The sequence below is a fragment of the Bartonella sp. AP3QHHD genome, from assembly GCF_042195765.1.
Classification (GTDB): Bacteria; Pseudomonadota; Alphaproteobacteria; order Rhizobiales; family Rhizobiaceae; genus Bartonella.
In genome coordinates this window covers 19941-46792 of the sequence record NZ_JBHIPC010000085.1, presented here as the reverse complement: position 1 = coordinate 46792, position 26852 = coordinate 19941, and the positions used below count along the sequence as shown (strand labels likewise).

Here is a 26852-nt window from a genome sequence, read left to right as displayed (position 1 = left end):
TCGTTAGTCTTGTCCAATAAAATTATTCTCTTATGCTTTAAAAATAAAGTTTTGCTTGGTAGCAGAGGTGATTGGTTAAAAAATGTTTTTAAATCAGAGATGTCTTGATAAAAAACAAAAAAATAACAAACCAAGGATTGCTGTCGTTATTCATCGGCGCTCTACTTATACTGGTCGGTTGGGAAAATTTTTACAACAAAATGGTTTTGTTCTTGATATTTATCGTCCTATTTTTGGACAAAAACTCCCTGATACATTAGAGCATTATGCCGGCGTTGTTATTTTAGGGGGACCGATGAGTGTGAATGACAGCGAAGCCTATATTGGTGAGGAAATTGATTGGATTTCGTTATCACTAAAGGAAAATAAGCCTTTTTTGGGTATTTGTCTTGGAGCACAAATGTTAGCGCGAAATCTAGGGGGGCGCGTTGGTACAAGAAGTGATGGGACTGTTGAAGTCGGCTGGTATCCACTAGAAGCAACCCCACAAGGGAAGGAATTGATGAATTGGCCAGAGATGGTCTACCATTTCCATGATGAAGGTATTTATGATTTACCGAAAGAGGCAATGCTTTTGGCAACAGGGAATACATATCCTACACAAGCTTTTCGTTATGGAAACAATGCATGGGGCTTGCAGTTTCATGCTGAATTTACACGCGCTATGATGCGGCGTTTGGTCGTGCGTTCGGCACATAAATTGACTGAAAAAGGTGCTCAACCTGCTTGTGCACATTTGAAAGGTCGTTTAATCTATGATCGAGCTTTGAGCCAATGGTTTGAAAGCGCATTACACCAGATTTTTTGTACACCGCCCGTACTTGTGTGATTATTGACAAAGCATTGATTTATATAGGTAATTCATGGTTTTATATATTGAATGAGAACTCCGAATATAGTAAGGTTTTCTCATTCCAAATCTGTGTATGTTGACTCAATAAAAACTTCTTGCTTGCATGTCACAAGTAGGGCTGGTATGTGGGCAAAAACTGTATAAGAAAAGACTAAAAATGCTTCTTATGAACTGTCTTAAGTGTCAAGGGTTGTCGCAACATTTGGGGGCTAGCCAAATATAATGATGGTGCTGGCTTGGCTCCTCCATAAGCGTAAAGATGGGGGGCTCAATGGCTTTATCGTTAAGAGACACTATTCATTATCATTTTTGTTGTGCTGTAAAACAGTATGGTTTAAGGCAGAGGTAGAAAATCTATGTAAAACTTTACACATGAGGTGTTTTTTGTTAAAGGGTGTAATGGGTTTTTTTTAAGAAAATCTTGTTTATTAAGCTTATGAGATACTATACTTTAGAACGATGTATAGGGGCTTCTTGAAGTGATCAGTAGATAAAATCCGATCGATTAAGAAGTTGGATTGTGTATAAACTGAACGTGGTTGGGAATCTTTATCCTTTTTAGGGTGGGGAGGAAGTTAAGAGATAAAGAAAGTTTGAATATTGTCTAAATCCTTTCAAATACCATCATCACAAAAAAGTTTTTCTTTGAGTTATTTAATTTGTGGGCTCTTTTGTCTTGCTCTGATATTTATTTATAGCGCACTCTGGTTTTTTTTTCACGTAAAATAGAAGACTATGTTTCTGATATATTCACAAAAGTATCTTCCCATAATATGGCGGCGGTATGTGAGAATGTGCACAAGGATGGTTATCCTTTACGTGTCGGTGTTGTTTGTGACAAGTTTCAATTTTCTTGGCCTTTACATGGGGTTTCTTTATCGACGGGGCGTTTGACAGCTGGTGCACCAATTTACGCACCTCATTTGGTCGAGTTTAATGTTCATTCTCCTGCATTAATTGTTTTTTCCGGAAAAACTCCCATAGTATCGCATTGGCGCAATTTGGTGATTGAAACAGAGCCTTATTGGAAAACGGGTAAAACATTGAAATTTATAGCTGAAGGGCTTGATATTTCATCTTTTTCCTCTTCCCCTGAAGATCAAAAGCTTCAAGAAGCATTAAGAGCACAAACGGCAGATAAAAAAACGACACAAGAAAATATTGAAGATCCGGCATCTTTGCAAAATACGCATGACGTGATTATTCAGCCGTTAGAGCCACAAGATATGCCTCAAAAAATAACGGCAGAATTTTTGCGTTTTGATCTAAAACATGAAAAGAATAATTTATCGGGACATATAACTTTTGACGGTTTTGATGCTTCTCCTTTTTTAAAATCTTCTTTTGTTGATATTCCTAAAATTGATGGCAATTTGAAATGGATTTTAAATGACATCTCTTTTCAGTCTGAAGATGAAGAAAAAAATTGGCAACAGCGACTGTATGGAAAAAGTGGACTTTTAAAGCAAGGTGAATTGACTTTTCATACAGGTGGTGCAGTGCGTATTAGTGGACCTTTTTCTTTTGATGATGAAGGATATTTGACAGCAAAATTTGAACTTGTCCTTATTCAGTCCATGAAGCTTCTTGACACTCTGCAGCACTTATTTCCCGCGCAAGCCAATAATCTTCAAGCGTTATTTTTTATTTTGGGTGTTTTGCCTAAAAATGCGGACGGCACTCCCGTTCTTTCCTTGCTCATTAACAATGGGTGGGTAAAATTAGGCTTTTTAAAACTTGGTCGTCTTGCTCCGCTTTAGGTGTTGTACCAAAGTCTTTTTTCATTTTTACTACCAAATTTCGATTTTTTCTGATTTTCATACTTTTTTTGCAATTTTAGAGTGTCAAAATCTATTTTAACAAAATGCGTATTTAATGGTAAAAAAATAGCTATAAAAATAAAAAATTACCACCTACTCCTAATTCGTCCAACCTCTTTTCACTTAGTACAAAATCTTATGTCAAACTACATATAGCAACAGTGTTTGTATGGAAAAAGTGGCATTTTAAAGTATGCTGAATTGCCTTTTTATACAGGTGGTGTGGTTTTTGTTAGGAACCTTTTTCTTTATATATGGAATGAGCATATTGCATATATTTGTTTGGGTGTAACCTCTTAAAACAAGTAAATAGCCTAGTTGGAGGAAGATATGAAGTTGTAAAGGGGAAAATCAACATCCATCTTTACTGTCATTTTTTATTCGATTTTATGCATTTCAAAAGCAGTTACAGTTATATCTTTTAAATAATGGATTAAACTTATCCTTTTATTTCTGATATTTTTTAATGAAGCCATATGTCTTCCACGTAAAACAGAATATATTTGTATTGCATATTTACGTATTTATTAAAACAATATTTCTCAGTGCTTCTTATTTCACGATGTCGCCTATGAATGGTATAACGATAAAGCCATTAAACACCACCATCTTTTCGGTTATGGAGTAATAAGCTAGGGGGCAACACCATCATATTATATTTGCTAACTCCCAATGTTACTGCAGCTTTTGGCACTTGGGGCGGTTTATGAGGGGCATTTTTAGTCCTTTCTTTACTGTTTTTATCTATTCGGTTTTCCCATTTGCAATATGCAAGGGGAAATGGGGTTAATTGACAGTAAAATTTGAATTTATTTTTTATTTTGAGTGCTCTGTCTAAAAATGCAGGATAGGGCTTCCGTTCTTCCCTTGCTGATTAGTCATGGATGGATAGAACGGAGCAAAAGCTTAGCTGTTTTGTACAGCTTTTAAGTCTGAAAGTTTATGTTTTTAGGGTGAAAAATAAATCCTGTTGTTTGTTTGAAATTGTTGCAAACAATTCTATTGTGATAAATAGCGAGATTTTTATTTTTGGAACCTTGCCTAAAAATGCAAACTCCCGCTCTCTATTTTTGTTGGTTTGTTGTAGTGGTGGGATAGAACGGGAGATTGAGTGGGTCGTTTTGTATTTGCTTTAGGTTTGAAAGCCAATATTTTGAAGTTGAGAAATCAATCCTGCTGCAAAGGTAAAACGAGAAATATTGAGATCATTTTCAATAAGGGCGCTAATGCGGTTTGTAATGTTGTGAATATGATCTTCTTCTGTTTTTTTCCAAGTGTCAAAAGGATCTTTTTTCTTTCCATGATTTTTGAGGATTTTCATAACGATTTGCCGAAAGCTTTCAGAAACATTTTCTTTGGCTTGGCTTAAAGCCATACTATCATAATAATCTACTACAGGGATTATACGACTTGCTTCGTTAATGCGGTTTATACGAATGATTTGCGCAAGTGAAAAGTAGATCTCTGCGGTTTTAATAAGATCACTGTTGCTTTTTTTTGCAATTAAAGAAATATCACAGATTGTTGAAGCAGCTTCCAAGAGGGCTAATTGTTTCGCTAATGCTTTTGGTGCTCCCTCTTCGCTGTAGTGTAATGCTTTTTCTTCAATCTTTTGCTTAATATCGTTGTCGTGAGAATGCATAAGCTCTTTTTCAATAACGCTACGGGCTTGCTTTATTGTTTTTACAATTTCTTCTAATGGACGTGAGAGATCTATGTTGTGCAAACCCCAATTGGTTGTTTCAAAGAGCATTGGGTTCATTGTTGCGTAGAATTTATTTTGGACAAGACCGGGTATTTTATTATCAAGCTTATCAATTTGCTCAGACAATTGAGGAATTTCGAAACCATCGCGGATGGCAATGAAAACGCGAATAATATTTTCAGTCTTTTGTTCTGTTGCATCGTGTAGTCTATTAACAAAAGTGGGGCCTCCACGATTTACAATATCGTTGGCAATCAGCGTTGCGATAATATTACGACGCAATTGATGGTTAATAACTTCCTTCTTAAAATTTTCTTGAATTTGGGTTGGAAAATAGTTCAGCAAGGCTGTATTGAAATAGTGATCATCAACAATGGGGCTATTAGCAATTTCTTCTTTTAAGGTCAATTTAGCATAGGCAAAAATAACGGCGAGTTCTGGACGGAGAAGACCTTTGCCTTGGGTTGTTCTTTGTCGTAAAATTTGCTCATCAGGGAGTATTTCAACTCTACGATCTAGAAGCTTTTTTTGTTCCAAATCGTGCATAAAGCGTATTTGATAGGGCAAATCAGTAGTGCTTTGGTTTTCCGCCAAAGAAAGCGCAAGGGGTTGTAGATAATTGTTGCGCAAGACGAGTTGCTCGACTTGAGGCGTCATTTTTTTCAAGAGCTTATTGCGATCTTCGCGGGTTAACGTTTTGGCACGTAGTGCTGATGCAAGAACAATTTTGAGATTGACCTCAATATCAGAACAATTCACACCAGCAGAATTGTCAATGGCATCCGTATTGCATCGACCACCATTTAAGACATATTCAATCCGTCCACGTTGTGTAACACCAAGATTAGCTCCTTCACCAATAATTTTTGCACGCACTTGTTCTCCGGTAATGCGTATTGCATCATTTGCGCGATCACCTACTTGGGCATCGTTTTCTGTTGCAGCACGGATATAAGTACCAATGCCACCGAACCATAAAAGATCAACAGGGGCTTTGAGAAGAGCAGAGATAATTTCAAAGGGTGTTCCTGTTTGTTTTTCGAAACCAATGGCTTGTGCTGCTTCAGGTGAGAGAGTAATGGTTTTTTCTTTTCGTGAGAAGATACCACCGCCCTTTGATAATTTGCTTTGGTCGTAATCCTGCCAGCTTGAGCGAGGCAGTTTGAAGAGACGCGTACGCTCTGCATAGCTTTCGTCTATGTTCGGATCTGGGTCAATAAAGATATCGCGGTGATCAAAAGCGGCAATCAATTTTGTTTGTTTGGAAAGCAGCATCCCATTGCCAAAAACATCACCAGACATGTCGCCAACACCGACACAGGTGAAGGGCGTTGTTTGAATATCGTGATTAAATGACTCTCTAAAATGTCTTTTGACGGCTTCCCATGCACCTTTAGCTGTAATACCAATGTCTTTGTGGTCGTAACCTGCTGAACCTCCAGAGGCAAAAGCATCATCAAGCCAAAAGTGGTTTGCTTGGCTGATGGCGTTGGCTGTATCAGAAAAAGTTGCTGTTCCTTTGTCTGCCGCAACAACAAAATAGGGGTCAGGGTCATCATGACAGATGACATTGTGGGGAGAACTTATTTTGCCGTTAATCAGATTGTCTGTAATGGAGAGCAAAGCTGTTATAAAGTCTGTATAAGCTTGTCGTGCTGCTTCTATGATGACAGCACGGTCATTTGTTTGGGGAAGCCGATGGGGATAGAATCCACCTTTTGCACCTGCAGGAACGATAACCGCATTTTTAACTTGTTGGGCTTTGACTAAGCTAAGCACTTCGGTGCGATAATCTAATGCACGGTCAGACCAACGAATTCCGCCACGAGCGATAGGTCCAAAACGCAAATGGACCCCTTCAACTTCTGGTCCATAAACAAAAATTTCTCGGTAAGGGCGCGGTTCAGGCAAACCTTCAATCTGGCGCGGATTTAATTTGGTGGCTAAAATACGCCGTGGACTTCCATCAGGAAGAGGTGTAAAGGCATTCGTTCGTAAACTCGCCTCGATAAGGTTACAATAACGGCGTAAAATGAGATCATCATCTAAACCAGAGACTTTCCGTAATTTTTCTTCAATGCGCTTTTGAATGACTTGTTGGTTTTTTTCCCGTTCTTTTTCTGTATGGCTTTGATGAAATTTTAAATGAAATAAAGCATAAAGATCTTGAGTAATGTCAGGATAAGCATTTAAAGTTTGGGCAACGCGATCTTGCGAATAAGGAATTCCAGCTTGTTGGAGATAGCGCCCATAATGGCGCAAAATAACAATTTCATGCCAATCAAGCTCAGCTGTTTGGGTGAGAGCATTAAAGCCGTCATTATCAGCATTTTGTGCCCAAATGGCTTCAAAGGTTTCGGCGTGTTTTTGACCGTCTTTTTCAAAATCGATACAGCGTTGGAAAGTACTTTCTAGCTGCATATCATGAAGATACACAGAGCGCCCATTGCCATCTGGTAATTCAAGGGTTTGTTCAGCAATAACGCGAAACCCCATGTTTTCAAGGAGTGGTACACGTTTGGAAAGGGCAAGTGCTTCATGGCGGTGAAAAAGCCGAAGAGAAATGCACTGTTTTTCTTTGTTTTGTGCGTGATAAAAGATCACGAAAAGGGGCTTTTCATCATGAAGACTTAGAATATGTCCGGCATCGTTAATAGCGTCTTCAGCTGAAAATAAATCACGATAGCTGTTGGGGAATTCACTGGCTAGACGTGTTTGTTGCTCTGTTATTTTCTTGTTAAGAGCGATGGCTTGAACCCTGTCTTCCCAACTTCGTGCAATCGAACGTACATGTTGTTCAAGTGTGGAGCGCTCGTGAAGAGGAACAGTTTCATTTCCTTTGCGATGGATGATATAATAGACACGTATAAGAGTGCTTTCCAAAAATAGCGGATAAGATTCAAAAAAGTCACCTTTATAAAGCTCAACAAAATGTTCGCCAACTTTTTCACGCAGGCTGCTGCTATATTGGTCACGCGGTACGTAGACCAGGATAGAAACAAAGCGTCCAAAAGAATCAGTGTGGGCAAGAACCCGTAAACGTGGGCGCTCATCTAATTGTAGAATAAGCTTAGTGTTTTCTGTCAATGTATCAACATCAGAGCGAAACATTTCATCTCTTGGATAGGTTTCTAAAGCACTGATGAGTGCTTTTCCTGAATAATCGGCGTGATTGTGTCCAAGACGTTGAATAATAGTTCGGGCTTTTTCTTTTAAGAAAGGAATTTGCAAAATAGAACGTGTATAAGCTGAGGAGGTAAAAAGCCCTACAATGCGTAATTCTCCACAGAGTTGGTTTTCTTTATCAAAGATTTTAAGACCAATATAATCGAGCCAAACAGAACGGTGAATTTTGGAGCGGCTGTTCGCTTTTGTCACGATAAACAGATTATCGCTTTCCATGAAGGATAAAACTTCTTGAGGAGGTTCTTTCATGCTTTTATCGTCAATAATATGAATAGAAGCATCCGTGAGTATACCAAGTTCAATATTACTCGCTGTAAAGGATTTTAGGGGTTTTTGGTCTTTGATGAAGTTGTAAGTGCGCATACCAAGGAAAATGAAATTATCGTCCATTAGCCAGTGAAGAAACTCAATGGCTTTTTCGCCTTCTTGTTTGTAGTGCGGGGGAAGACTTATTTGGTAGGCATGAATATGCTTTTCAACTTCTTCAAGCATAGGTTTCCAGTCTTGTACAGCAGCATTAACCTGTTCAAGAACTAAGGTGAGTTCATTTTCAAGTTTTTGTATTTGCTGTTTGTTTAATGACTCGATGTGAATTTGCATCAGACTGATGCGTTTTCCAGAAGCACAATCAATAATGGGGTGTGCAATCAAATAGATATGGTTTTTGTGTTGATTGAAAACATTTAAAATAGAATCGAGAAGGAAGGGTTTGTTATCATTGACAAGCGTGATAACGGTTACAGGTCTGTTACTACGGGTTAAATTTTGCTCAAAGCAGATGGTGTTGTTTCCCGTCTGATGGAGATTAAAAGCTTTTACCGCGATGGCTGTGGCCTTTTTAAGTTCTTCATTTTCATAATAAGTAATATCTTCTTTATCGGTTTGGGCAAAAAGGATTTGTTCTATTTTATCTTGGGTGTTTTTTGTTTCTGTTTTTTTTTGTTGCAACACATTCACTCTCCCTTTTTGCTCTTAAGGGGTCTTTTCTTCTCTTTTTAAAAGCAGACCATTATATTTTTTATATACTGTAACACCTTCTTTCTGAAGAAAATAGCTCTTTATTTGGAAAGAATGAGTTTGTTTTTGCTATTTTTAGTAATATTTTGTACTTTAAAGAAATATTTTGCTTCAAGGAAAGGGCATTTTTAGTATTTTTGTATGTTAATAGTTTGTTTTTTAAACTATACAAAATGAAAGTAAAAAAAGAAGCAAAAGTAAAGAGAGAATGGCGCATTTACCAGAAAGACTTTTAAGTGGTTACCAAAACTTTATAAACAATCATTTTTTATATAAAATAGCAGATTATCAGCAATTGGCGATTGAGGGGCAGAAACCTGAAGTTTTGGTCATTGCTTGTTGTGATTCGCGTGCAGTACCAGAAATGATTTTTGATGCTAAGCCAGGGGAAATTTTCACTCTGCGCAACGTGGCGAATGTGGTTCCTCCTTTTTCTCCTGATGACCAATATCACGCAACATCAGCAGCTCTTGAATATGCTGTGCAATTGCTTGAGGTGAGACATATTGTTGTTTTTGGTCATGCCCATTGTGGAGGCATTCGTACTGCTCTTAATGAGACATATAAATCTTTATTATCAAATGATTTTATCGGTCAATGGATAAGTCTCTTAGCTCCAGCAGCAGAAATCGTTTTGAATAATAAGTCGCTGTCTTGGCCAGAAAAACAGACGGCATTAGAGCAGCTTTCTATTCACCATTCGTTGAGAAATTTAGAGACGTTTCCGTGGATAAAGCTTCGCAAAGATCAAGGTTTTTTGACATTGCATGGGGTTTGGTTTGATATCTCTAGCGGAAAATTATGGAGCATGGAACAGGAAACAGGTTGTTTTATGCGTGTTGAAGTTGAAAGTTTTGAAGTATAGTATTTGTTGTTTTTATTTCTTCGTATAAAAAGATATTTTATGATAAAACTTGACAAAGCTGGGGTTTTATTGTTTGAAGGAGCAAGCTTTCAGTGACAAAATTAACTTGGAGCCACCGACTGAGACCCCGGTTTAAGGGTATAAAGAGATCTCAGAGGTCAACATCCGACGGCGCGATGCGTTCTCGGATGCTATTTTGGTTTGTTTGTTATGCAACAATGAGGTAAATGATGTTTGAATCCTTGCAAGAGCGACTTGGTTCTATCCTGTCTCATTTGACGGGACGTGGCGCTTTATCGGATCAGGATGTTGTAGAGGCGCTGCGTGAAATTCGTCGCGCTTTATTGGAAGCTGATGTTGCTCTTGATGTTGTGCGCTCTTTTACCGATAGAGTTCGGGAAAAAGCTGTTGGGGCCGAAATCGTTAAATCAATTAAACCAGGCCAAATGGTGGTTAAAATTGTTCATGATGAATTGGTTCATATTCTTGGAAATGAAAGCGTTCTGAGTGATTTAAATGCACCAGCTCCTGTTGTTATCATGATGACTGGTTTGCAAGGTTCGGGAAAAACAACCACAACAGCAAAGCTTGCAAAACGTTTTACTGATAAGCACAATAAAAAAGTTCTCATGGCGTCATTAGATACACGCCGTCCCGCTGCACAGGAGCAATTGCGCCAATTGGGAGAGCAGGCAAAACTTGCAAGCTTGCCTATTATTGCGGGTCAGCTGCCCGTTGATATTGCATCACGTGCCGTGCAGGCTGCTAAATTGGGTGGTTATGACGTGCTTCTTCTTGACACAGCAGGACGTAATCATATTGATGAAGCTTTGATGCTCGAATTGGCTGAAATTAAAGCATGTTCCCTTCCTCATGAGATTATGTTGGTGGCTGATAGTTTGACGGGGCAAGATGCCGTTCATCTTGCTCGTTCTTTTGATGAGCGTGTAGGGATTACGGGGATTATTTTAACACGGATGGATAGTGATGGGCGTGGTGGCGCTGCTCTTTCTATGCGTGCTGTTACAGGTAAACCAATTAAAGCAATTGGAACTGGTGAAAAAATAGATGCTTTAGAAGAATTTCATCCCAGTCGTATTGCTGATCGTATTCTCGGAATGGGGGATATTGTTTCTTTGGTTGAAAAAGCTGCAGAAACAATGGATCACGAGAAAGCTGCTGCTTTTGCAAAAAAAATGCAAGCCGGAAAATTTGATCTGAATGATCTTGCAGAACAGTTGCAGAAAATGAAAAAACTGGGTGGAATGGGCGGTATTATGGGCATGTTGCCAGGGATGGGGAAGGTCAAAGAGCAGATTGCGGCTGCGGGGTTTGATGATCGTTTGTTTGATCGTCAATTGGCCATTATTTCATCTATGACACCGAAAGAGCGGGCGAATCCAGAGCTTTTAAAACATAGCCGCAAACAACGAATTGCTAAGGGGTCTGGTACGACAGCGGCTGATATTAATAAACTTTTGAAGATGTATCGCCAAATGGCTGATATGATGAAAGCCATGGGTGGTAAAGGAAAAAGTGGTTTTATGGGAAAAATGTTGGGAGGCCTTGGTTCCAAAATGGGTTTTGGTGGTATGGGAAACTTGGGAGGGGATTCTTCAGCTATGCCGGATTTGTCGGGATTGGATCCAAAGCAATTCTCAATGCTTCAAAAGCAAATTGAAAATGGTAATGGAGGGAAGCTCTTGCCCGGACTTCCTAAGCGTGGACCTACATTTCCTGGTTTTTCCAATGGCATTGTCGATGGGGGAAATTTTCCTCAGCATCCTAAGAAAAAATAAGATGTAAAGAGGGAAAGGAATATAATGCAGGAAACAGTATTAAACGAATTGGCACATTTACGAGCATCCATTGATAATTTTGATGCAACCTTGATTCATATCTTAGCAGAGCGGTTTCGTTGTACGAAAGCTGTTGGGCGCTTAAAAGCCCATTATGATTTGCCTAAAGTAGATCCTCTGCGTGAGCAATATCAGGTAGCGCGTTTGCGGCAATTGGCTATAGATAGTCATCTTGATCCTGATTTTGCTGAAAGATTTTTAAAATTTATTATTAAAGAAGTTGTGAGTCATCATGAAGTTATTGCTGAAGAGCAAAAAACAAAAAAAGTCAATTTAAACGAAAGCCAGAGCTGACAATAGGAGATAAAATATGGCATTGAAAATTCGTTTGTCCCGTGGAGGTTCAAAAAAACGTCCTTACTATCATATCGTCGTTGCAGATGTTCGTAGTCCGCGCGATGGACGGTTTCTTGAACGTGTTGGTGCATGGGATCCAATGTTGCCTAAAGATGGACCGAGGGTGAAACTTAATGAAGAACGTATCCAATATTGGCTTGCGCAAGGGGCTCAACCAACAGATCGCGTTTTACGGTTTTTAGATGCAGCTGGCTTGAAAAAGCGTCCAACTCGTAATAATCCACATAAAGGTGAACCGGGTAAAAAAGCACAAGAACGTATAGCAGCAGCAAAGCAAGCGGCAGAAGAAGCAGCGGCAGCGGCTGAAGCAGAATCTGCTACAGCATAAGAAGCATGGTTGTTTAATCAACGTGTTTTTAAAAGCTTTAGAAAAATAAATATTATCCGTTTTTGTCTATCAAAAACGGATTTTCTTTAAAAAGCTGCTTGTTTAAACCGCGCTGGTTTTTTTTAAAAATCAATGGCGCGGCCTTTAATTTCCCAGTCTCCATAGCGGGAAGGGTCTTTGCCGCCGCGTCCGCCGTTTTCTAAAGGTTGTTCTTTTTTTGTTGCGCGTTTTCGTCTTTCCTCAGCTTCTTTAAGGGCGCGTTGTGCTGCGGGAGAAAGAGATTGCTGTTTAATGACAGTTGCATTTTTTTTGCTTGTTTTCTCATCTTTTTTATTCATTTTACACCTATTCCATTGAAAAAGCAGAAAGAAAACACCATCATATAGTATTGATTGACTTTTATCATGGAGTTTTTTGAGTAATGAATATAATGCGTACAGCTATGCTTTTGGCTTTTTTAACTGCTCTTTTTATGGGAGTTGGTTATCTTGTTGGAGGGGGTGGTGGCATGGTCATTGCTCTTTTGATGGCAAGTGGTTTAAACTTTTTTTCTTATTGGAATTCAGATAAAATCGTTTTACGCATGTACGGGGCGCGTGAAGTTGATCAGCATTCAGCACCAGTTTATTATAAGATTGTAAGCGATTTAGCTAAAAAAGCTTCTCTTCCTCAACCAAAAATTTATGTTATTGAGAATGCACAGCCAAATGCTTTTGCGACGGGACGTAATCCGCAAAATGCAGCTGTTGCTGCAAGTACTGGGTTGTTAGAGCGGTTAAGCGCTGAGGAAATTGCCGGCGTTATGGCGCATGAGCTCGCACATATTGAGCATCGTGATACGTTAACAATGACTCTAACCGCAACGATTGCAGGGGCAATTTCAATGCTTGGTAATTTTGCTTTCTTTATGGGAGGACAGCGTAACTCTTCAGAAGATTCTCATGGCGCAGGGGCAATTGGAGGATTTATTGCATTGCTTGTGGCGCCTTTTGCAGCGATGCTGGTGCAAATGGCGATTAGCCGTACACGGGAATATGCTGCGGATCGTAGAGGGGCTGAAATATGTGGTAATCCTTTATGGTTGGCTTCGGCATTGCGTAAGATTGCTGATGGGGGACGTGGGGTATATAATGAAGAAGCAGAGCATAATCCAGCAACCGCGCATCTGTTTATTATTAATCCTTTGAGCGGTGAGGGAGCGGATAGTCTTTTTTCGACACATCCAGCAACTGCAAATCGTATCGCTGCTCTTTATCAGCAAGCAGAAGAGATGAAAGGGGCTCTTGCCAAAAGTGTGGGATGGAATAAAGAAGACGCTATACATGAAAAAAGCAGCGGGATGAACTATGGAGATTTTCATAGTGGTCAGACTCATGTATTAGGTGAACAGGAAAACAGTTCTTTTCAACGTGTTACAAAACGTCCTTCTTGGCTTCGTTATGAAAATTCAAAAAGATCTCGTTCATAGAGTTATTGAGGGAGCTTTTGAGAAAACTGTGATATAAAGGTGGTGTTTTGAAACACAAAAAAGCGGGGCATGTGTCTGAAAAAAATGTTCCAGGATTAGCTGTTCGGCAGGTGTGTGTGCGTCTTTTTGGGGCGGTAGTTGATAAGTACACGCCTCTTTCTGGTTTGACAGATAATGAACACGGAAATCCACAATATTTAAAACTTTCACAACGAGATCGTTTGTTATGTCGGGCTATTTTAACAGCTTCATTGCGTCATCGAGGGCAGATTATGGCGGCTCTCTCACGCTTTTTGGCGCGTCCTTTGCCTTCACAAGCACTTTCACTTCAGAATCTTTTGCATATCAGTGTTGCACAAATTCTTTATCTTGATATTCCTGATCATGCGGCTATTGATTTAGCTGTGCGTGTGGCGAAACTTGATCCTCGAATGCGCCGTTTTTCAGGGGTAGTGAATGCTCTTTTGCGCAATGTTGCGCGTGAGGCAGAGCCTTTACGCCAACAAGTTCCTACCATTGAAGGTGTTCCAGCGTGGTTTGGACAACTTTTAGTGTCAGCTTATGGAACAGAAAAGGCACATCAGATTATCGCAATTCAAAGTGTGGAACCCCCTCTCGATTTGACAGTGAAATCTGATAGTGGTGGATGGGCTGAAAGGCTTGGTGGTGTGGTATTGCCCAATGGTTCTGTTCGATTGAATCGTCTGGAGTGTTCTGTTTCTGATTTACCAGGCTATCGTGAAGGGTCTTGGTGGGTTCAAGATTTCGCTGCATCGTTGCCTGCTTGTTTACTTGGGAGTATTGAGGGTAAACGCGTTTCTGATCTTTGTGCGAGCCCTGGGGGAAAAACAGCACAATTGGCTTTGCAAGGGGCTGAGGTGACTGCAATTGAGCTTTCTGCTAACCGCATAAAGCGTTTAAAAGAAAATATGGAACGGCTTCATTTTTCAGTTCACATTTGGCAGGGCGATGTGAGAAATTTCTATCCCACACAGCTTTTTGATGCGGTTCTTCTTGATGCTCCTTGTTCTTCTACAGGAACAATCCGTCGTCATCCAGATATTTTATGGACGAAATCGAAGGATGATATCGTCAAGTTAGCGGCGTTGCAATATGATTTGCTTGTCGCAGCAATTTCTTTGGTGAAGGTAGAGGGGCGGATTGTTTTTTCCAATTGTTCATTGGCAAGAGAAGAAGGTGAAGATCTTATTGAGAAAATTTTGTCGACACGCAATGACATTGTTTTAGACCCTATTTGTCCAGAGGAAATAGGAGCACTGGAGCATTTGCTTTGTGAGGGGGTGTTACGGACAACGCCTGCGGATTTTTGTCATAAAAATTTTGATGCTGAGAAAACCGTATTTTTAGGAATGGATGGTTTTTTCGCTGCGCGCTTACGAAAAATTGCTTAATTAACGCTTCATTTACAAAAATGGTCGAAATTGTATTTGATTCAGCATAAATGGAGATGAAATTTTGGCGGTTGCGGTAAAAGCTCCTCAGGTAAAAGTGGCAGCCTGTATCGATACGATACAGAATGTTATGCGGCGTTTATGGGTTGGACCATTGTTTCGTTGGCGATTTTCAGGGTTTCGTCCTCATAAAATTTTAGCGCATCCCATGGATTTGCATGTAGCAGACTCTATGATGGCGCATGAATTTTATCATGGTCGTTTTGCTTTTGCTGGTCACATTGTTCATTCTGGTGCTGTTTCGCCGTTTTCATTGGTTCCACCAACGCTAGAATGGGAAGCGGCTCTACATGATTTTCATTGGTTGCGCCATATGGAGGCAGCAGGAAGTGATTTAGCTTCTGCACATGCACGCTCTCTTTTAGAAGATTGGTTTGACCATGCTGGCAAGAAGGTAAAAGGACTTGCTTGGAGTGGTCCTGTTGTGGCGCGGCGCTTGATTTCATGGATTTGTCATTCGAAAATGTTGTTAGAAGGGGCAAGTGAGCGGTTTGAAAAACGCTTTTTGCGTGCACTTGGTTTGCAATTTCGTTATTTGCGCGTGACAATTTGTAGTATGGAGCACAATGATCAACGTTTACAAGCAGCAGTGGCTTTGACATTCGCATCTCTTGCTTTGCCTGTTTCTGTGGCAGTGAAAAAAAAGGTACAAACGACGCTTATAGAGGAGCTTTCCCGTCAAATCCTAGTTGATGGTGGGCATATTTCCCGTAGTCCTGTTATTTTGCTGAATTTGTTATCGGATTTATTGTCGTTACGGCATCTTTTTATGCGTAGCAATGAAACGGCACCCCGTATTTTGATTGATTCTGTTGAGCGTATGTTGCCAGCTTTACGATTCTTTATCCATGAGGATCAGACGTTGGCCCATTTTAATGGGGTTGGTCCCCTTGTGTCGGAACGGTTATCATCACTTTTGGAGCTTGATGAAACAGGAGGACATCCTTTTAGTTATGCCCGTTATTCAGGATTTCAGCGCTTAAAAGCCAATCAAACAACAGTGCTTGCAGATACAGGAAAGTTTCCACCCCGCTCTGTAGCACAGCAGGCTTGTTCGGGGTGTTTGTCTTTTGAAATGTCTTCACAAGGGCACCGTTTTATTATCAATACCGGTGTTAATCCTGATGGGAGGGAAGATTATCGACATTTAGGGCGTGTTACTGCAGCACATTCAACAGCTACGCTTAATGATTGTTCAGTGGGTTCTTTTTATCATAAAAAGAAAAATGGCGCGCCATTTTTGTTTGATGGACCAACAGATGTTCAAGTGTGCCGTATAGATGATTCAGAGAAGACGGGTTTTATTGCGAGTCATAATGGTTATGTGCGACCCTTTAATCTTATTCATGAGCGTGGTCTTATTTTGGCGACAAATGGAGATACGATCGAAGGTTTTGATCGCTTTTTTATGCCAAGTAAAGGGAGAAAGAGACACAAGAGTGTGCAAAATGAACAAAATTATGTTGCTGTTCGATTTCATCTTCATCCACAAGTTGAAGTTAACTATGATGGCAAACGTGTGTGTTTAGCCGTAAAGAACGAGAACGTGAAGAGCGAACAAATATGGTATTTTATATCGCCTGACGCAGATATTTGTCTTGAAGATTCGATTGATTTTGCAGAATTAACAGGTCCACAACGGACACAACAGATTGTTTTATATTTTCGTCCTGCATTTCAGGAAAAAGTTCGTTGGCGTTTTATCCGTAAAGCGTTTGATAAAAAATTAGAACATTGTTCCAACCCATAGTATATTGCGTTTTATATTGCGTGTCGCAAAACATTATTGTTTATTGTGGTAATATTCTCAAAATTTGAAGATCATATCAATTTTATACACGAAGCATTTTTTGGGAGTATGGGTTGGATGTTTTTAGGCAAGGTTTGCTCATAGAATCTCATGAGGTGATGCTAAAGGGATTGGCTTCAGAAAAAAAGTTTTTGAAAGACCCTTGTTGACAGATGAGTACTAGTTAAGGATTTTGATCCTTTAAAGATATGGAGAGAAAATTAAGTCGTTGCTTATCTTCGATAAGTTTTTAAGTGTGATGTTGGGATCAATATTTCTCTCTGAGAGAGTTGCATTAATAGGGCTACACTCCTCACGAAAAACAGAGCGCTATTGTATTGTATATTCACGGACTTATTTTAAAGAAAAATCCCTTAACGCTTCCAAGCCTATTTTGCGACGATGCCCGTGATGGGTATAACGGTAAATCCATTAAGCACCCCCCATCTTTACGCTTATGAAGGAGCAGCTCGGCACTATCACACTATTGATCAGTGTCCAATGTTTGTAACAAGCTCTTGGCACTAGAGATGGTTCATAAGAGGCATTTTTAGCCTTTTCTTAATGGCTTTTATCCATACAGCTCCCCCCGCTTGTAACGTGCAGGCGAATGGTTTTGGTTGATTCAACATACATAGATTTGAAATGAGAGAAACTTACGGTATTCGGGGTTCTAATTTAATATGAATAACGCTAAATTATTATTACAAATCAAATGTTGTACATCACAGAAGCATTGAAAATTCGAGAAACAATACATTACAATGTCCAAGAAAAATAACCCTTCTGCTCTTTGTTATTATACTAAAAATGAAGTCATAATAACAAACCACAAAATGCGCACTTTTTTATAGCAAAGCATTCTCTCAAATATCTCAAACAATTTTCATAAAGATTTACGCGAATAACGTCGTGCAATTGAATCAATATCACCTCGACAAATTCCAAGATCGCTGAGTTCATATGTTGAAAGACGACTTAACGCATTAACGGTTCGACGATAACGGCGCCAATTACTATAAAAACGTAGAATATTCATATCCTCTACTCAAACTTTTCATTACACTCTTTAGTTTAAGAATAGAGTATATTACTAAAAAGAGTTGTGTTATAATATCATAGCAGGTATGCATCTACATACAAGATAATATCCCTTTAACATTTTCCTCATGCGAAAGGGTAACCATTAAAAATATCAACAAGAACATCTTATCCCTAATCAATGGCTAAATTATGTGCATTTTCTGCGGTGATAAACTTCTTCACGTGTAGATTCTTTGGATTGAATAACTGCTTCCATTTCAACAGTTATCAATAGTCATACGATAATTATGAAAAATTCCTTGAAACATTTGTCTCATACGAAAAGAAAAGCAGCAAAATTATTAATGGCGGAAGTGACGTGTTCCTGTAAAAACCATCGCTAACCCCTGTGCATCAGCAGCGGCGATAACTTCTTCATCACGCATGGAGCCTCCTGGTTGAATAACTGCTGTTGCTCCTGCTTCAGCTGCTGCTAATAAACCATCTGCAAAAGGAAAAAATGCATCTGATGCAACAACAGATCCTTTTGTGAGAGTTTCTATTAAGCCTGCTCTTTGCGCACTTTCTGCTGCTTTACTTGCAGCAATTTTGGCTGAATCGATGCGGCTCATTTGTCCGGCTCCAATTCCAACTGTTGCGCTATTTTTCGCGTACACAATAGCATTTGATTTAACGTGCTTTGCTACACGAAAAGCAAATTGAAGATCACGCATTTCATCTTGAGTTGGTGCCCGCTTTGTCACTACTTGCAATTTAAGATCATCGACTACCACGTTATCACGTGATTGCACTAAAATACCTCCTGCAAGTGTTTTCGCAAGAAGTCCTCCACAGCGTGGATCAGGAACTCCACCTGTAATGAGCAAACGAAGATTTTTTTTCTTGGCAATAATTTCACGTGCCGCCATTGTGGCATCAGGAGCAATAATCACTTCTGTGAAAATTTTAACAATCTCTTCAGCACATTCCTCATCAAGGATTTGATTTAAAGCAACAATTCCACCAAATGCCGATACATTATCACACATAAAAGCTTTCAAATAAGCTTCTTTCAAATTTTCTCCTTCCGCAACACCACAAGGATTGGCATGTTTAATAAGAGCGACAGCAGCGGTTTTTTGCGGATCAAATTCTGCCACGAGTTCAAAGGCTGCATCTGTATCATTCAGATTGTTATAAGAAAGCGCTTTGCCTTGTAAAAGTTTTGCTGTTGCAATACCAAAACGTTTTTCATTATTGCGATAAAATGCTGCCTGTTGATGTGGATTTTCTCCATAGCGCATAACGTTTTCAAGATGACCAGAAAAACTCTGCCACGATGGAGTTTCAATTTCTAAATCCCGTGCAAACCATGATGCTATTGCCGTATCATAAGCAGCGGTGTGTGCATAAGCGCGCATTGCTAGCTGATGACGCATAGATAAGCTTAAACATCCATTATGCTGCTTTAATTCAGCTAGAATCGAATCATAATCTTTTATCGCTGTTACAACACCGGTATAAGCATAATTTTTTGCCGCGGCGCGAATCATCGCCGGTCCACCGATATCAATATTTTCAAGAATCGTTTGCCCATCAGCTCCCGAAAGGATCGTCTCTTCAAAAGGGTAAAGATTCACCACCAAAAGATCAATTACATGAATGCTGTTCTTTTCCATAGCTTCCCTATGGTTAGGATCTTCTCTTACCCCTAACAAAGCACCATGAATCAAAGGATGGAGTGTTTTTACACGCCCATCCATTATTTCAGGAAATCCGGTAACTTCAGCAACATCTTTTACGGGTAAACCAGCCGCTATGAGGGTTTTGGCTGTTCCTCCTGTTGAAATTAATTCAACATTGTAAGTAGCATGAAGGGCTTGTGCAAAAGCAACCACATCCGTTTTATCAGACACAGAAAAGAGAACACGACGAACCCGATGAAGATCAGGTATGGGAAAATTTTTGGCAACAACACCCATAACAGCAGCCTTAAAAATGAAAGAGTTAAAATTCTAGTAAAACACGCTTATACGTTTATAGCATAAGCCTTTAGCAAAATACACTGAAAGGATAAACTGTCTTTTTAGAATATAGGATGATTCACCTTTTTCTATTATCCTGTAAAAACCTCTCATTTGAGGTGTGGTGATAGGTATAAAAGTCTCATTGAGACATTAAATATTTTTTTGTTGCTTATAACTCAATATCTCATCTTCATAGCAGTTGTGAAACAAAAAATGTATCCGTATGTTCTTTGCTATATTAGCTTTTATATTAGATGAAGGCGAAAGTATTGCGTATATCAATTGGAGTAATCTCTGAAATGGGAAACAATCTAATGAAGCAAGAATATAAAATTATAAAGGCAAAAATGAGTGCTCATCTTTTCTATTATTTTAAAATTTAGCTTTATATTTTTTAAAAGCGTTTATGACAATTCTTTTTAAGAGTGAAGATAATGCATTTCTTCACATTTTGGGGCATTACATCTTTAATGAATCAACCCTATTTTATGATGTTTTTTTGATAAGAGTGTCGCGTAAATCTTTTGTGGATGGTATAAAGTTCATTGTATGCTTATGATCTTTAATTTAACAAAGGCGCAAGTTGGTAGCTTTTATTCTCTTTATCAGTTTTCAAGATTCTAAAAATTTTTGTTACTTGAGATGGAAGAGGTATTTTTTTTTAGTTTTTTTGCCGTAGCAGAAAAAGAAAACCTCCTAACACACCAGTAGCTAAAATAAACCACGTGATTGCATAAACGAGATGATTATTTCGAAAATGGATAATCGTAAGACCAACGACGGGAAGTTTTGCTTGTGGAGATGTTTTTCTGGCATCAATGAAATAAGGGGCAACAGTGGACAAACCAAGTTTTTGTGCCATAGCGGGGAGATCGCGCGTATACCATAAATTTTTGTCAGGATTATTTTTACGCGGGAAAAATCCATTTTTTTCACTCATGCGTAATAAACCTATAATCGTTGTTTGTTCTGTGTCTGTGGTAGAATTTTGCTGAGATAAGGCATTTGTATGTGATTGCTCTGTGTTTTGAAAATTGTTACGTTCATCCATGGGGATAAAGCCACGGTTGATAAAGATCAGTGTATTATCAGCAGTTTTTAAAGGAGTCAAAACCCAATAGCCTGTAGTATTTTGAGCGGCAGCAGTGACTAAAATATTTTTATCTGTTAAAAATTTTCCTGTGATAATAACAGGTTGATATTCATATTTTTCAAAAGTAACATCTGACCATTGATTTTTTGGAGGGGCTTTTATGGGGGGCAAATGAATGCGTTGATTGGTACTGGTGATAAGATTTGTTTTCCAGTTTAACCGTTGTACTTGCCATATACCTAATGCACTGAAGAGAAGAAAAAAACAAATACATAAAGTTCCAAATAAAAAAGAAGAAAAACGGCAAGAATTTCCCTGAAGCTTTGTCATAGGGGGCTCTTTTTTGCTCATGATTTGTGCTTCCTTTCGGGACAATAGGCTTTTATTCTAACATGTATATATTAAAAAAAACATTTTGTACGCGTTTTGGTGGAATTTGCACGCCTTATTGAGGAAAAAGATGAAAAATGAGCCAACAAGAGATGAAAAAGGTTTTATAAAAGACTTGACCTTTTGTTGTCGACCCCCTATTAGAAAGAAACTTCCCAATGATGCCCGTTCAAGGTTGCATTGCGCGTGTTTTGCGTTCATTGTGTCCTTTGGGTATGGGGATTTGAAAGTTTCTTAGAGTTTAAGGGTGAAGTTTATGTCTCGTGCATGTGAATTGACAGGGAAGACGGTTCTGTATGGTAATAATGTTAGCCATGCGAATAATAAGACTCGGCGTCGTTTTTTACCAAATCTTTGCAATGTGACATTGATTTCAGAGGTGTTACAGCAAAGTTATCGCTTGCGTATTTCAGCAAATGCGTTGCGTTCTGTTGAGCACCGCGGTGGTCTTGATGGTTTTTTGATTAAAGCAGACGATAAAGAGTTGTCACAACGTGCGCGTTTGTTAAAACGCCAAATCGTTAAGAAAAAAGCTGAGCAAGAAGGTGAGCAGAAGGCTGAACAAGCAGCGTAATTTTCAGCGTTATTGTTTTTGGCTTTTTTCTTTTTGATCGCTCTGTTTTATTGGTTCCATATCCCAGGTTAAAAAAATGTCTTCAAGCGGTCTTTTATTAGAACAGCAAAAGAAAAGGTATGTTGTTTTTTCTATTTTTGCAATGTGCCTTGCTGTCACGGCTTCTAATATTTTAGTTCAATATCCTGTCTATTGGTTTGATTTGAATGCGCTGTTGACTTATGGGGCTTTTACCTATCCATTTGCTTTTCTAATCAATGATTTGACCAATCGTTTTTATGGTCCATCTGCTGCGCGGCGTGTGGTTTATGCTGGTTTTTTTACGGGTGTCTTTGTTTCTTGGATATTGGCGACACCACGGCTTGCACTTGCTTCTAGTTTTGCATTTTTATTTGGGCAACTCCTTGATATTGTTGTTTTTACTCCTTTGCGACGTAAAACATGGTGGAAAGCACCTTTAGCAGCAGCGTTGGTTGGTTCAGCTTTGGATACAGTGCTGTTTTTTGCTCTTGCTTTTTCTAGCTCGTTTGCTGTTCTTGATAAGATAACAGGCTATGCTGATAGTTCACTAGTGGAGAGTACTGTTTTGGGAGGGATAGGCATGCCAGTTTGGTTATCGCTTGCTTTTGGTGATTTTTCGGTAAAAATTATTATGAGCCTGTTTATGTTGATTCCTTATGGAACAATTCTTAATATTGTAAAGCTTCCTCTTTATCAAAGTCCTTCAAAGGATGATTCTTCTTTTGTTTGTAACAAATAATGGTCTTTGTTCTTTTGTTTTGCTAAAGAAGAGGGGAGGGGAGTTCTGTCCTCTAAGGGCAGAATTTAAGCGGATTTATAAGAGGTATTTTGATTCTTTTCTCAAGTTGTATTTATCCATACATCATCTATGCTTACGATGTGTAAGGAAATGGTTTTGACTGATTCAGTATGGGATAAGAGCATCTTATCAGCATTAAAAACAGATAATAAAGCTCTTATAAAGGATCAAAAATGTTTTGTTAAGAGTTGTGATGTCTTACTTATGATTATTTGAGCTATAAGAAACTTGGTTCTTATAAAGGAAAAAACATTTCGATATACATTTGGGTAGTATATAAATAGAAAAATAAATACCAATGGTATCAAGTATTTTTTGACAGTTTTAAAATTTGGTTATACTGATATTTATCATTATTTTAGTAACAAATGTTTGTGCAGATATGTTAATGAATTTACAATTTGTTATAATGCGATCTCTGTAGAATTTGGCAAACGCTTCGAGTGTTTATTTTAGATAATTGTAGGTTAGAAATGCGATACTTGGAGCTGATAGTATGAATAAAATGATAAATCAAACAGATCATACAGAGGCTTTATTTGATAATTTTGTATTAACTTCCTTGAAAAAACAGAGAGAGACTAGGGAGTTGCCTATTGTAAAATCACTTATTCGTTATCCGGGAGGGAAAAGTCGTGCTGTTCCTATGATTATTAATAACTATATAAGGAAACAGAAAACTTTATGTTCTCCTTTTGTAGGAGGCGGTTCAATTGAATTAACCTTAGCAAAAAGAGGAACAAGGGTTTATGCTTATGATGCTTTTAAGCCGCTTGTTATTTTTTGGCAGATGCTTTTGAAAGATGCTTCAGCTCTTGCAGAAAAAGTGAGAGAATATGAAGATATGACTCCCGTAATGTTTTATAATCTCCAAAAAACTTTTGGGAATATTAAAAATCAATTAGAGATTGCTGCCGTTTTTTTGTTCTTAATCGTTCTTCTTTTTCCGGAACGACACTTTCTGGTGGTATGTCTCCAGGACACCCCCGATTCAATTATCGTTCTATTGAACGGCTTAAAGATTTTAAGATTGAAAACTTCATAGTGGAACACAGAGATTTTACAGAAAGTATTCCTAAACACTCTAACGATTTTCTTTATTGTGATCCTCCGTACCTTATTAATCAAAAACTTTACGGTCACAAAGGCGATAAACATAATTCTTTTGATCATCAAGCTCTTGCTGAACTTTTGAGAAAGCGTCAAGGATGGGTTTTATCTTATAATGATTGTGTGGAAGTTAGAGAACTTTATAAAGGACATACAATACTTAATCCTGAATGGACTTACGGTATGGGAAACAATAAAAAATCAAATGAACTCGTAATTTTGAGTAAGGATCTTTAGGAAATTGCATGAATCAGGTAGAAAATGGAAAAGCCTTTGAATATGCTTTGGCTATGGGTTTTAAAAAAGCAACAAAGGCTTCTATAGAGTTTAATTCGTCTTTTCAAATAGCGGAGTCTTTTTATAATTTATTTAATGATACTGAAAAAAGGCTTTTAAATCTTGCTTCTATTGAAGCAGCCATTTTTTACAGTTACATGATAAAAATATTAGAAACACGAAAACTATTGTTCTTCAGGAAGATTTTGTTGGGATCAAAGGAGATGTCCGTGATATTATTTTAAAAGTTCCTGAAAATCCTATTGGTATTTCTGCAAAACATAATCATAGCGCTATCAAACATCCTCGCCTTTCCAGTAAAATAGATTTTGGTAAAGAATGGACAGGTTATTCTTGTAGCAGCGTTTATTTCAATGAAGTTAGTCCTATTTTTGATTATTTAGCAGAGCTTAGAGATAAGAAGATGTTCTTTAGAGATATAGAGGATAAAGACAGCAGAGTTTATCTTCCAATCCTAGAAGCTTTTTCTAAAGAACTTCAAAGGCTTTGTTTAGATTATCAAGATAAATTTGTGAAGCTATTGTTTCAGTATGTTATAGGTTCTTATGATTTTTATAAGATTATGATAGATACAAGATCTAAACAAAAACGGGTTATTATTCAGTCTTTTAATTTGAATGGCACTCTAGGATATGGTCGTAAATGGAAAATTCCAAGCAAAATTTTATCCGTTGCACTAAAACCAGAAAGTAAAAACAAACTCATTATAATTTTGAAGATGGTTGGAGCATTTCTTTTAGGATTCATAATGCATCCAGTAAAGTAGAAGCTTCCTTAAAGTTCGATATTCAATTTGTGGGATTATCTTCTCAGGTTGTTAGTCATCAAATTCCGATGGTTTAATGATAGAGATAATTTTTTAAAATGTAATCGTTGCTGATTCAAGGCAGGTTTATTTCTTATGAATATGAGTTCTTTTATCACTAAAAAGTATTTCTAATTGTTTTGTTATGGCGTCGGCGAGTTCTTCAGCATTCATAATTGTTACAGCACGTTGATAATAACGTGTGACGTCATGACCAATTCCAATGGCAATGAGTTCGATAGGGGAGTGTGTTTGGATTTCTTGAATCACTGCGCGTAAGTGTTTTTCTAAATAATTGCTGGAGTTGACCGATAGTGTCGAATCGTCAACAGGAGCACCATCAGAAATGACCATGAGGATGCGACGTTGTTCACGCCGTGATAAAAGGCGTTGATGAGCCCAAATCAAAGCTTCTCCGTCGATATTTTCTTTTAATAATCCTTCTTGCATCATCAAACCTAAATTGCGTTGCGCGCGACGCCATGGGGTATCAGCACTTTTATAGATGATATGGCATAAATCATTGAGGCGTCCAGGATTATGGAGTTTGTTTTGGGTAAGCCATTGTTCGCGCGATTTGCCCCCTTTCCAAGTTTTGGTGGTAAAACCTAAAATTTCAACTTTGACACCACAACGTTCAAGAGTTTGTGCCAAAATATCAGCACAACTTGCAGCAACGCTAATGGGGCGTCCACGCATTGAGCCAGAATTATCAATGAGGAGTGAAACAACTGTGTCCCGAAATTGGGTGTTGCTTTCCATTTTAAAAGAAAGGGGTTGCATGGGGTCAATAATTAGACGTGGAAGCCGTGTTGTATCAAGATATCCTTCTTCAAGGTCAAAGTTCCAGTTGCGATTTTGTTGCGCCATCAAGCGGCGCTGGAGACGGTTTGCTAAACGTCCAACGATGTTTTGCAGATGATTGATTTGCTTATCAAGATAACGGCGTAAGTGATCTAACTCGTTTTCAGAACAAAAATCTGTTGCTTCCAAAATTTCATCAAATTGACGGGTGAATATTTTATAATTGCCAAGTCTTTGCATTTGTTCCGAATCAGAAAAAAGGTGTTTGGGTTTGCTCGGCTTTTCTTGCCAAGGTCCATTTTTTTGCTCGCCGTCAGCTTGATCATTGTTGTTTGATTGTGTCGCTTGTGTTTTTCCATCATCTTGCACATCACTTTCTTGTTCAGTGCTGGTTTGTTCTTCACTTTGAGCGTGTTTTTTGTTTTTACTCTCTTCTTCTCTTTGGTCTTGAGGTTCACACGCATTTTTTAATTTTTTATTGTTTTCACTGTTAGAAGCTTCAGCTTGTTGCACTGTCATTTTGAGTGTAACAAGCATTTGGCGAACAATCTGTGCAAAAGCTTGTTGGTTGTAAATATGATGTGGGAGTTCATTGAGTTGTGATGCTGCTTTTTGTTCGAGTTCTTGACGCCACAATTCTAAAACAGGACCCGCTTCTCTTGGAGCTGCGCGCTTTGTTATTTTTTCACGCAATAAAAGTGCAATCGCTTCTTGGATGGGGGCTTCACTTTGGTTGCTAATCTTATGATAATGGGCTCTTTTGTATTTATCGGCGAGCATGACATCAAGATTTTTTGCAAGTCCCTCCATGGCTAAAGTACCAATTGCTTCAACACGTGTTTGTTCGAGGGCATCAAAGATAGCACGTGCTTCTGATTCTGGTGGAGAAAATTGCATGTGAATGCGGTTGTCATGCCATGCTTTGCGCAGAGCCATGGAATCACCTAGTCCGCGGGTAATGGTGATGTCTTTATTCGTTGCGTATTGAGGTAATTCTGGTAAACGCGCGCAACTTTCGCTTAAAGATGGTCGGTTATGACTAAAGGAAACTTCAAGGTTGTTTGTGCCTGCAATTGCACGCATACAGGTGGAAAGTGCTTTTTTAAAAGCTTCAGCATTAAGAGTGTTGTTGGAAGAGTCCTTTGCCAGATTTTTGTTGTCGCCAATATCGGTAGCCATGAGTGACAGAT

Annotated in this window: 18 protein-coding genes and 2 pseudogenes; 14 read left to right on the top strand and 6 right to left on the bottom strand. The window is 38.6% G+C overall.

Going from position 1 to position 26852, the window contains the following annotated elements:
• The first annotated feature begins 82 nt into the window (after positions 1 to 82).
• Both ACFIL7_RS05400 and ACFIL7_RS05395 read left to right on the top strand, forming a co-directional pair.
• On the top strand, positions 83 to 829 hold the full coding sequence (locus ACFIL7_RS05400) for a glutamine amidotransferase (RefSeq protein ID WP_375606037.1): 747 nt from the start codon (positions 83 to 85) through the stop codon (positions 827 to 829).
• Between the two features lie 797 nt (positions 830 to 1626).
• Entirely contained in the window at positions 1627 to 2613 is a 987-nt protein-coding gene (locus ACFIL7_RS05395; protein WP_375634907.1) for a DUF2125 domain-containing protein, read from the top strand.
• 1192 nt (positions 2614 to 3805) lie between these two features.
• Here the strand turns inward: ACFIL7_RS05395 and ACFIL7_RS05390 are convergent.
• Positions 3806 to 8515, bottom strand: a complete 4710-nt coding sequence (locus ACFIL7_RS05390) for an NAD-glutamate dehydrogenase (protein ID WP_375683426.1) — start codon at positions 8513 to 8515, stop codon at positions 3806 to 3808.
• 274 nt (positions 8516 to 8789) lie between these two features.
• On the opposite strand from ACFIL7_RS05390, the gene ACFIL7_RS05385 reads away from it, so the two are divergent.
• The 4 genes from ACFIL7_RS05385 (at position 8790) to rpsP (ending at position 11990) form a co-directional block, all read left to right on the top strand.
• Positions 8790 to 9446, top strand: a complete 657-nt coding sequence (locus tag ACFIL7_RS05385) for a carbonic anhydrase (RefSeq protein WP_375633594.1) — start codon at positions 8790 to 8792, stop codon at positions 9444 to 9446.
• A 230-nt stretch (positions 9447 to 9676) separates the two neighbouring features.
• Positions 9677 to 11245 (top strand): signal recognition particle protein, encoded by a 1569-nt coding sequence (gene ffh, locus ACFIL7_RS05380; protein ID WP_375634440.1) that lies wholly within the window; start codon positions 9677 to 9679, stop codon positions 11243 to 11245.
• Between the two features lie 24 nt (positions 11246 to 11269).
• The gene (locus ACFIL7_RS05375; protein ID WP_375633593.1) at positions 11270 to 11599 is read left to right on the top strand and encodes a chorismate mutase; all 330 of its coding nucleotides are present in this window, start codon (positions 11270 to 11272) and stop codon (positions 11597 to 11599) included.
• 16 nt (positions 11600 to 11615) lie between these two features.
• Positions 11616 to 11990 carry a 30S ribosomal protein S16 gene (rpsP, locus tag ACFIL7_RS05370; RefSeq protein WP_375634339.1) on the top strand — a complete coding sequence of 125 codons (375 nt, stop codon included), beginning with the start codon at positions 11616 to 11618 and terminating at the stop codon, positions 11988 to 11990.
• A 122-nt stretch (positions 11991 to 12112) separates the two neighbouring features.
• Here the strand turns inward: rpsP and ACFIL7_RS05365 are convergent, their stop codons facing one another.
• On the bottom strand, positions 12113 to 12328 hold the full coding sequence (locus ACFIL7_RS05365) for a DUF1674 domain-containing protein (protein ID WP_375606032.1): 216 nt from the start codon (positions 12326 to 12328) through the stop codon (positions 12113 to 12115).
• Positions 12329 to 12411: 83 nt separating this feature from the next.
• Here ACFIL7_RS05365 and htpX point away from each other — a divergent pair, with 83 nt between their 5' ends.
• From htpX to ACFIL7_RS05350, 3 genes are all read left to right on the top strand, one after another.
• Positions 12412 to 13458 carry a zinc metalloprotease HtpX gene (gene htpX / locus ACFIL7_RS05360; protein ID WP_375634341.1) on the top strand — a complete coding sequence of 349 codons (1047 nt, stop codon included), beginning with the start codon at positions 12412 to 12414 and terminating at the stop codon, positions 13456 to 13458.
• A gap of 47 nt (positions 13459 to 13505) precedes the next feature.
• The gene (locus tag ACFIL7_RS05355) at positions 13506 to 14870 is read left to right on the top strand and encodes an RsmB/NOP family class I SAM-dependent RNA methyltransferase (protein WP_375634343.1); all 1365 of its coding nucleotides are present in this window, start codon (positions 13506 to 13508) and stop codon (positions 14868 to 14870) included.
• 64 nt (positions 14871 to 14934) lie between these two features.
• Positions 14935 to 16680, top strand: coding sequence for a heparinase II/III family protein (locus ACFIL7_RS05350; protein WP_375634345.1), 1746 nt, complete (start codon positions 14935 to 14937; stop codon positions 16678 to 16680).
• 925 nt (positions 16681 to 17605) lie between these two features.
• Here ACFIL7_RS05350 and ACFIL7_RS05345 read toward each other — a convergent pair.
• From ACFIL7_RS05345 to ACFIL7_RS05335, 3 genes are all read right to left on the bottom strand, one after another.
• Positions 17606 to 17758 carry a DUF1127 domain-containing protein gene (locus ACFIL7_RS05345; protein ID WP_273790070.1) on the bottom strand — a complete coding sequence of 51 codons (153 nt, stop codon included), beginning with the start codon at positions 17756 to 17758 and terminating at the stop codon, positions 17606 to 17608.
• Between the two features lie 346 nt (positions 17759 to 18104).
• On the bottom strand, positions 18105 to 19724 hold the full coding sequence (gene purH / locus ACFIL7_RS05340) for a bifunctional phosphoribosylaminoimidazolecarboxamide formyltransferase/IMP cyclohydrolase (protein ID WP_375683425.1): 1620 nt from the start codon (positions 19722 to 19724) through the stop codon (positions 18105 to 18107).
• A gap of 706 nt (positions 19725 to 20430) precedes the next feature.
• Complete coding sequence (locus ACFIL7_RS05335; RefSeq protein ID WP_375633588.1) at positions 20431 to 21213, bottom strand: SURF1 family protein; 783 nt, start codon at positions 21211 to 21213, stop codon at positions 20431 to 20433.
• A 295-nt stretch (positions 21214 to 21508) separates the two neighbouring features.
• Between ACFIL7_RS05335 and rpmB the strand changes: the two genes are divergently transcribed.
• The 5 genes and pseudogenes from rpmB (at position 21509) to ACFIL7_RS05310 (ending at position 24896) form a co-directional block, all read left to right on the top strand.
• The gene (rpmB, locus tag ACFIL7_RS05330) at positions 21509 to 21826 is read left to right on the top strand and encodes a 50S ribosomal protein L28 (protein WP_375633587.1); all 318 of its coding nucleotides are present in this window, start codon (positions 21509 to 21511) and stop codon (positions 21824 to 21826) included.
• A gap of 76 nt (positions 21827 to 21902) precedes the next feature.
• A complete protein-coding gene (locus tag ACFIL7_RS05325; RefSeq protein ID WP_375633586.1) occupies positions 21903 to 22586 on the top strand; it encodes a VUT family protein in 684 nt (227 codons plus the stop codon).
• A gap of 556 nt (positions 22587 to 23142) precedes the next feature.
• Positions 23143 to 23993 (top strand): annotated as a pseudogene (locus ACFIL7_RS05320) (DNA adenine methylase).
• Between the two features lie 8 nt (positions 23994 to 24001).
• A complete protein-coding gene (locus ACFIL7_RS05315) occupies positions 24002 to 24277 on the top strand; it encodes a hypothetical protein (RefSeq protein ID WP_375633585.1) in 276 nt (91 codons plus the stop codon).
• Positions 24202 to 24896: pseudogene (locus ACFIL7_RS05310) on the top strand (HaeIII family restriction endonuclease). The gene ACFIL7_RS05315 and the pseudogene ACFIL7_RS05310 overlap by 76 nt, the downstream one beginning before the upstream one ends.
• 49 nt (positions 24897 to 24945) lie before the next feature.
• Here ACFIL7_RS05310 and cobT read toward each other — a convergent pair.
• Positions 24946 to 26841 (bottom strand): cobaltochelatase subunit CobT, encoded by a 1896-nt coding sequence (gene cobT / locus ACFIL7_RS05305; protein WP_375683424.1) that lies wholly within the window; start codon positions 26839 to 26841, stop codon positions 24946 to 24948.
• Between the last annotated feature and the right edge of the window lie 11 nt (positions 26842 to 26852).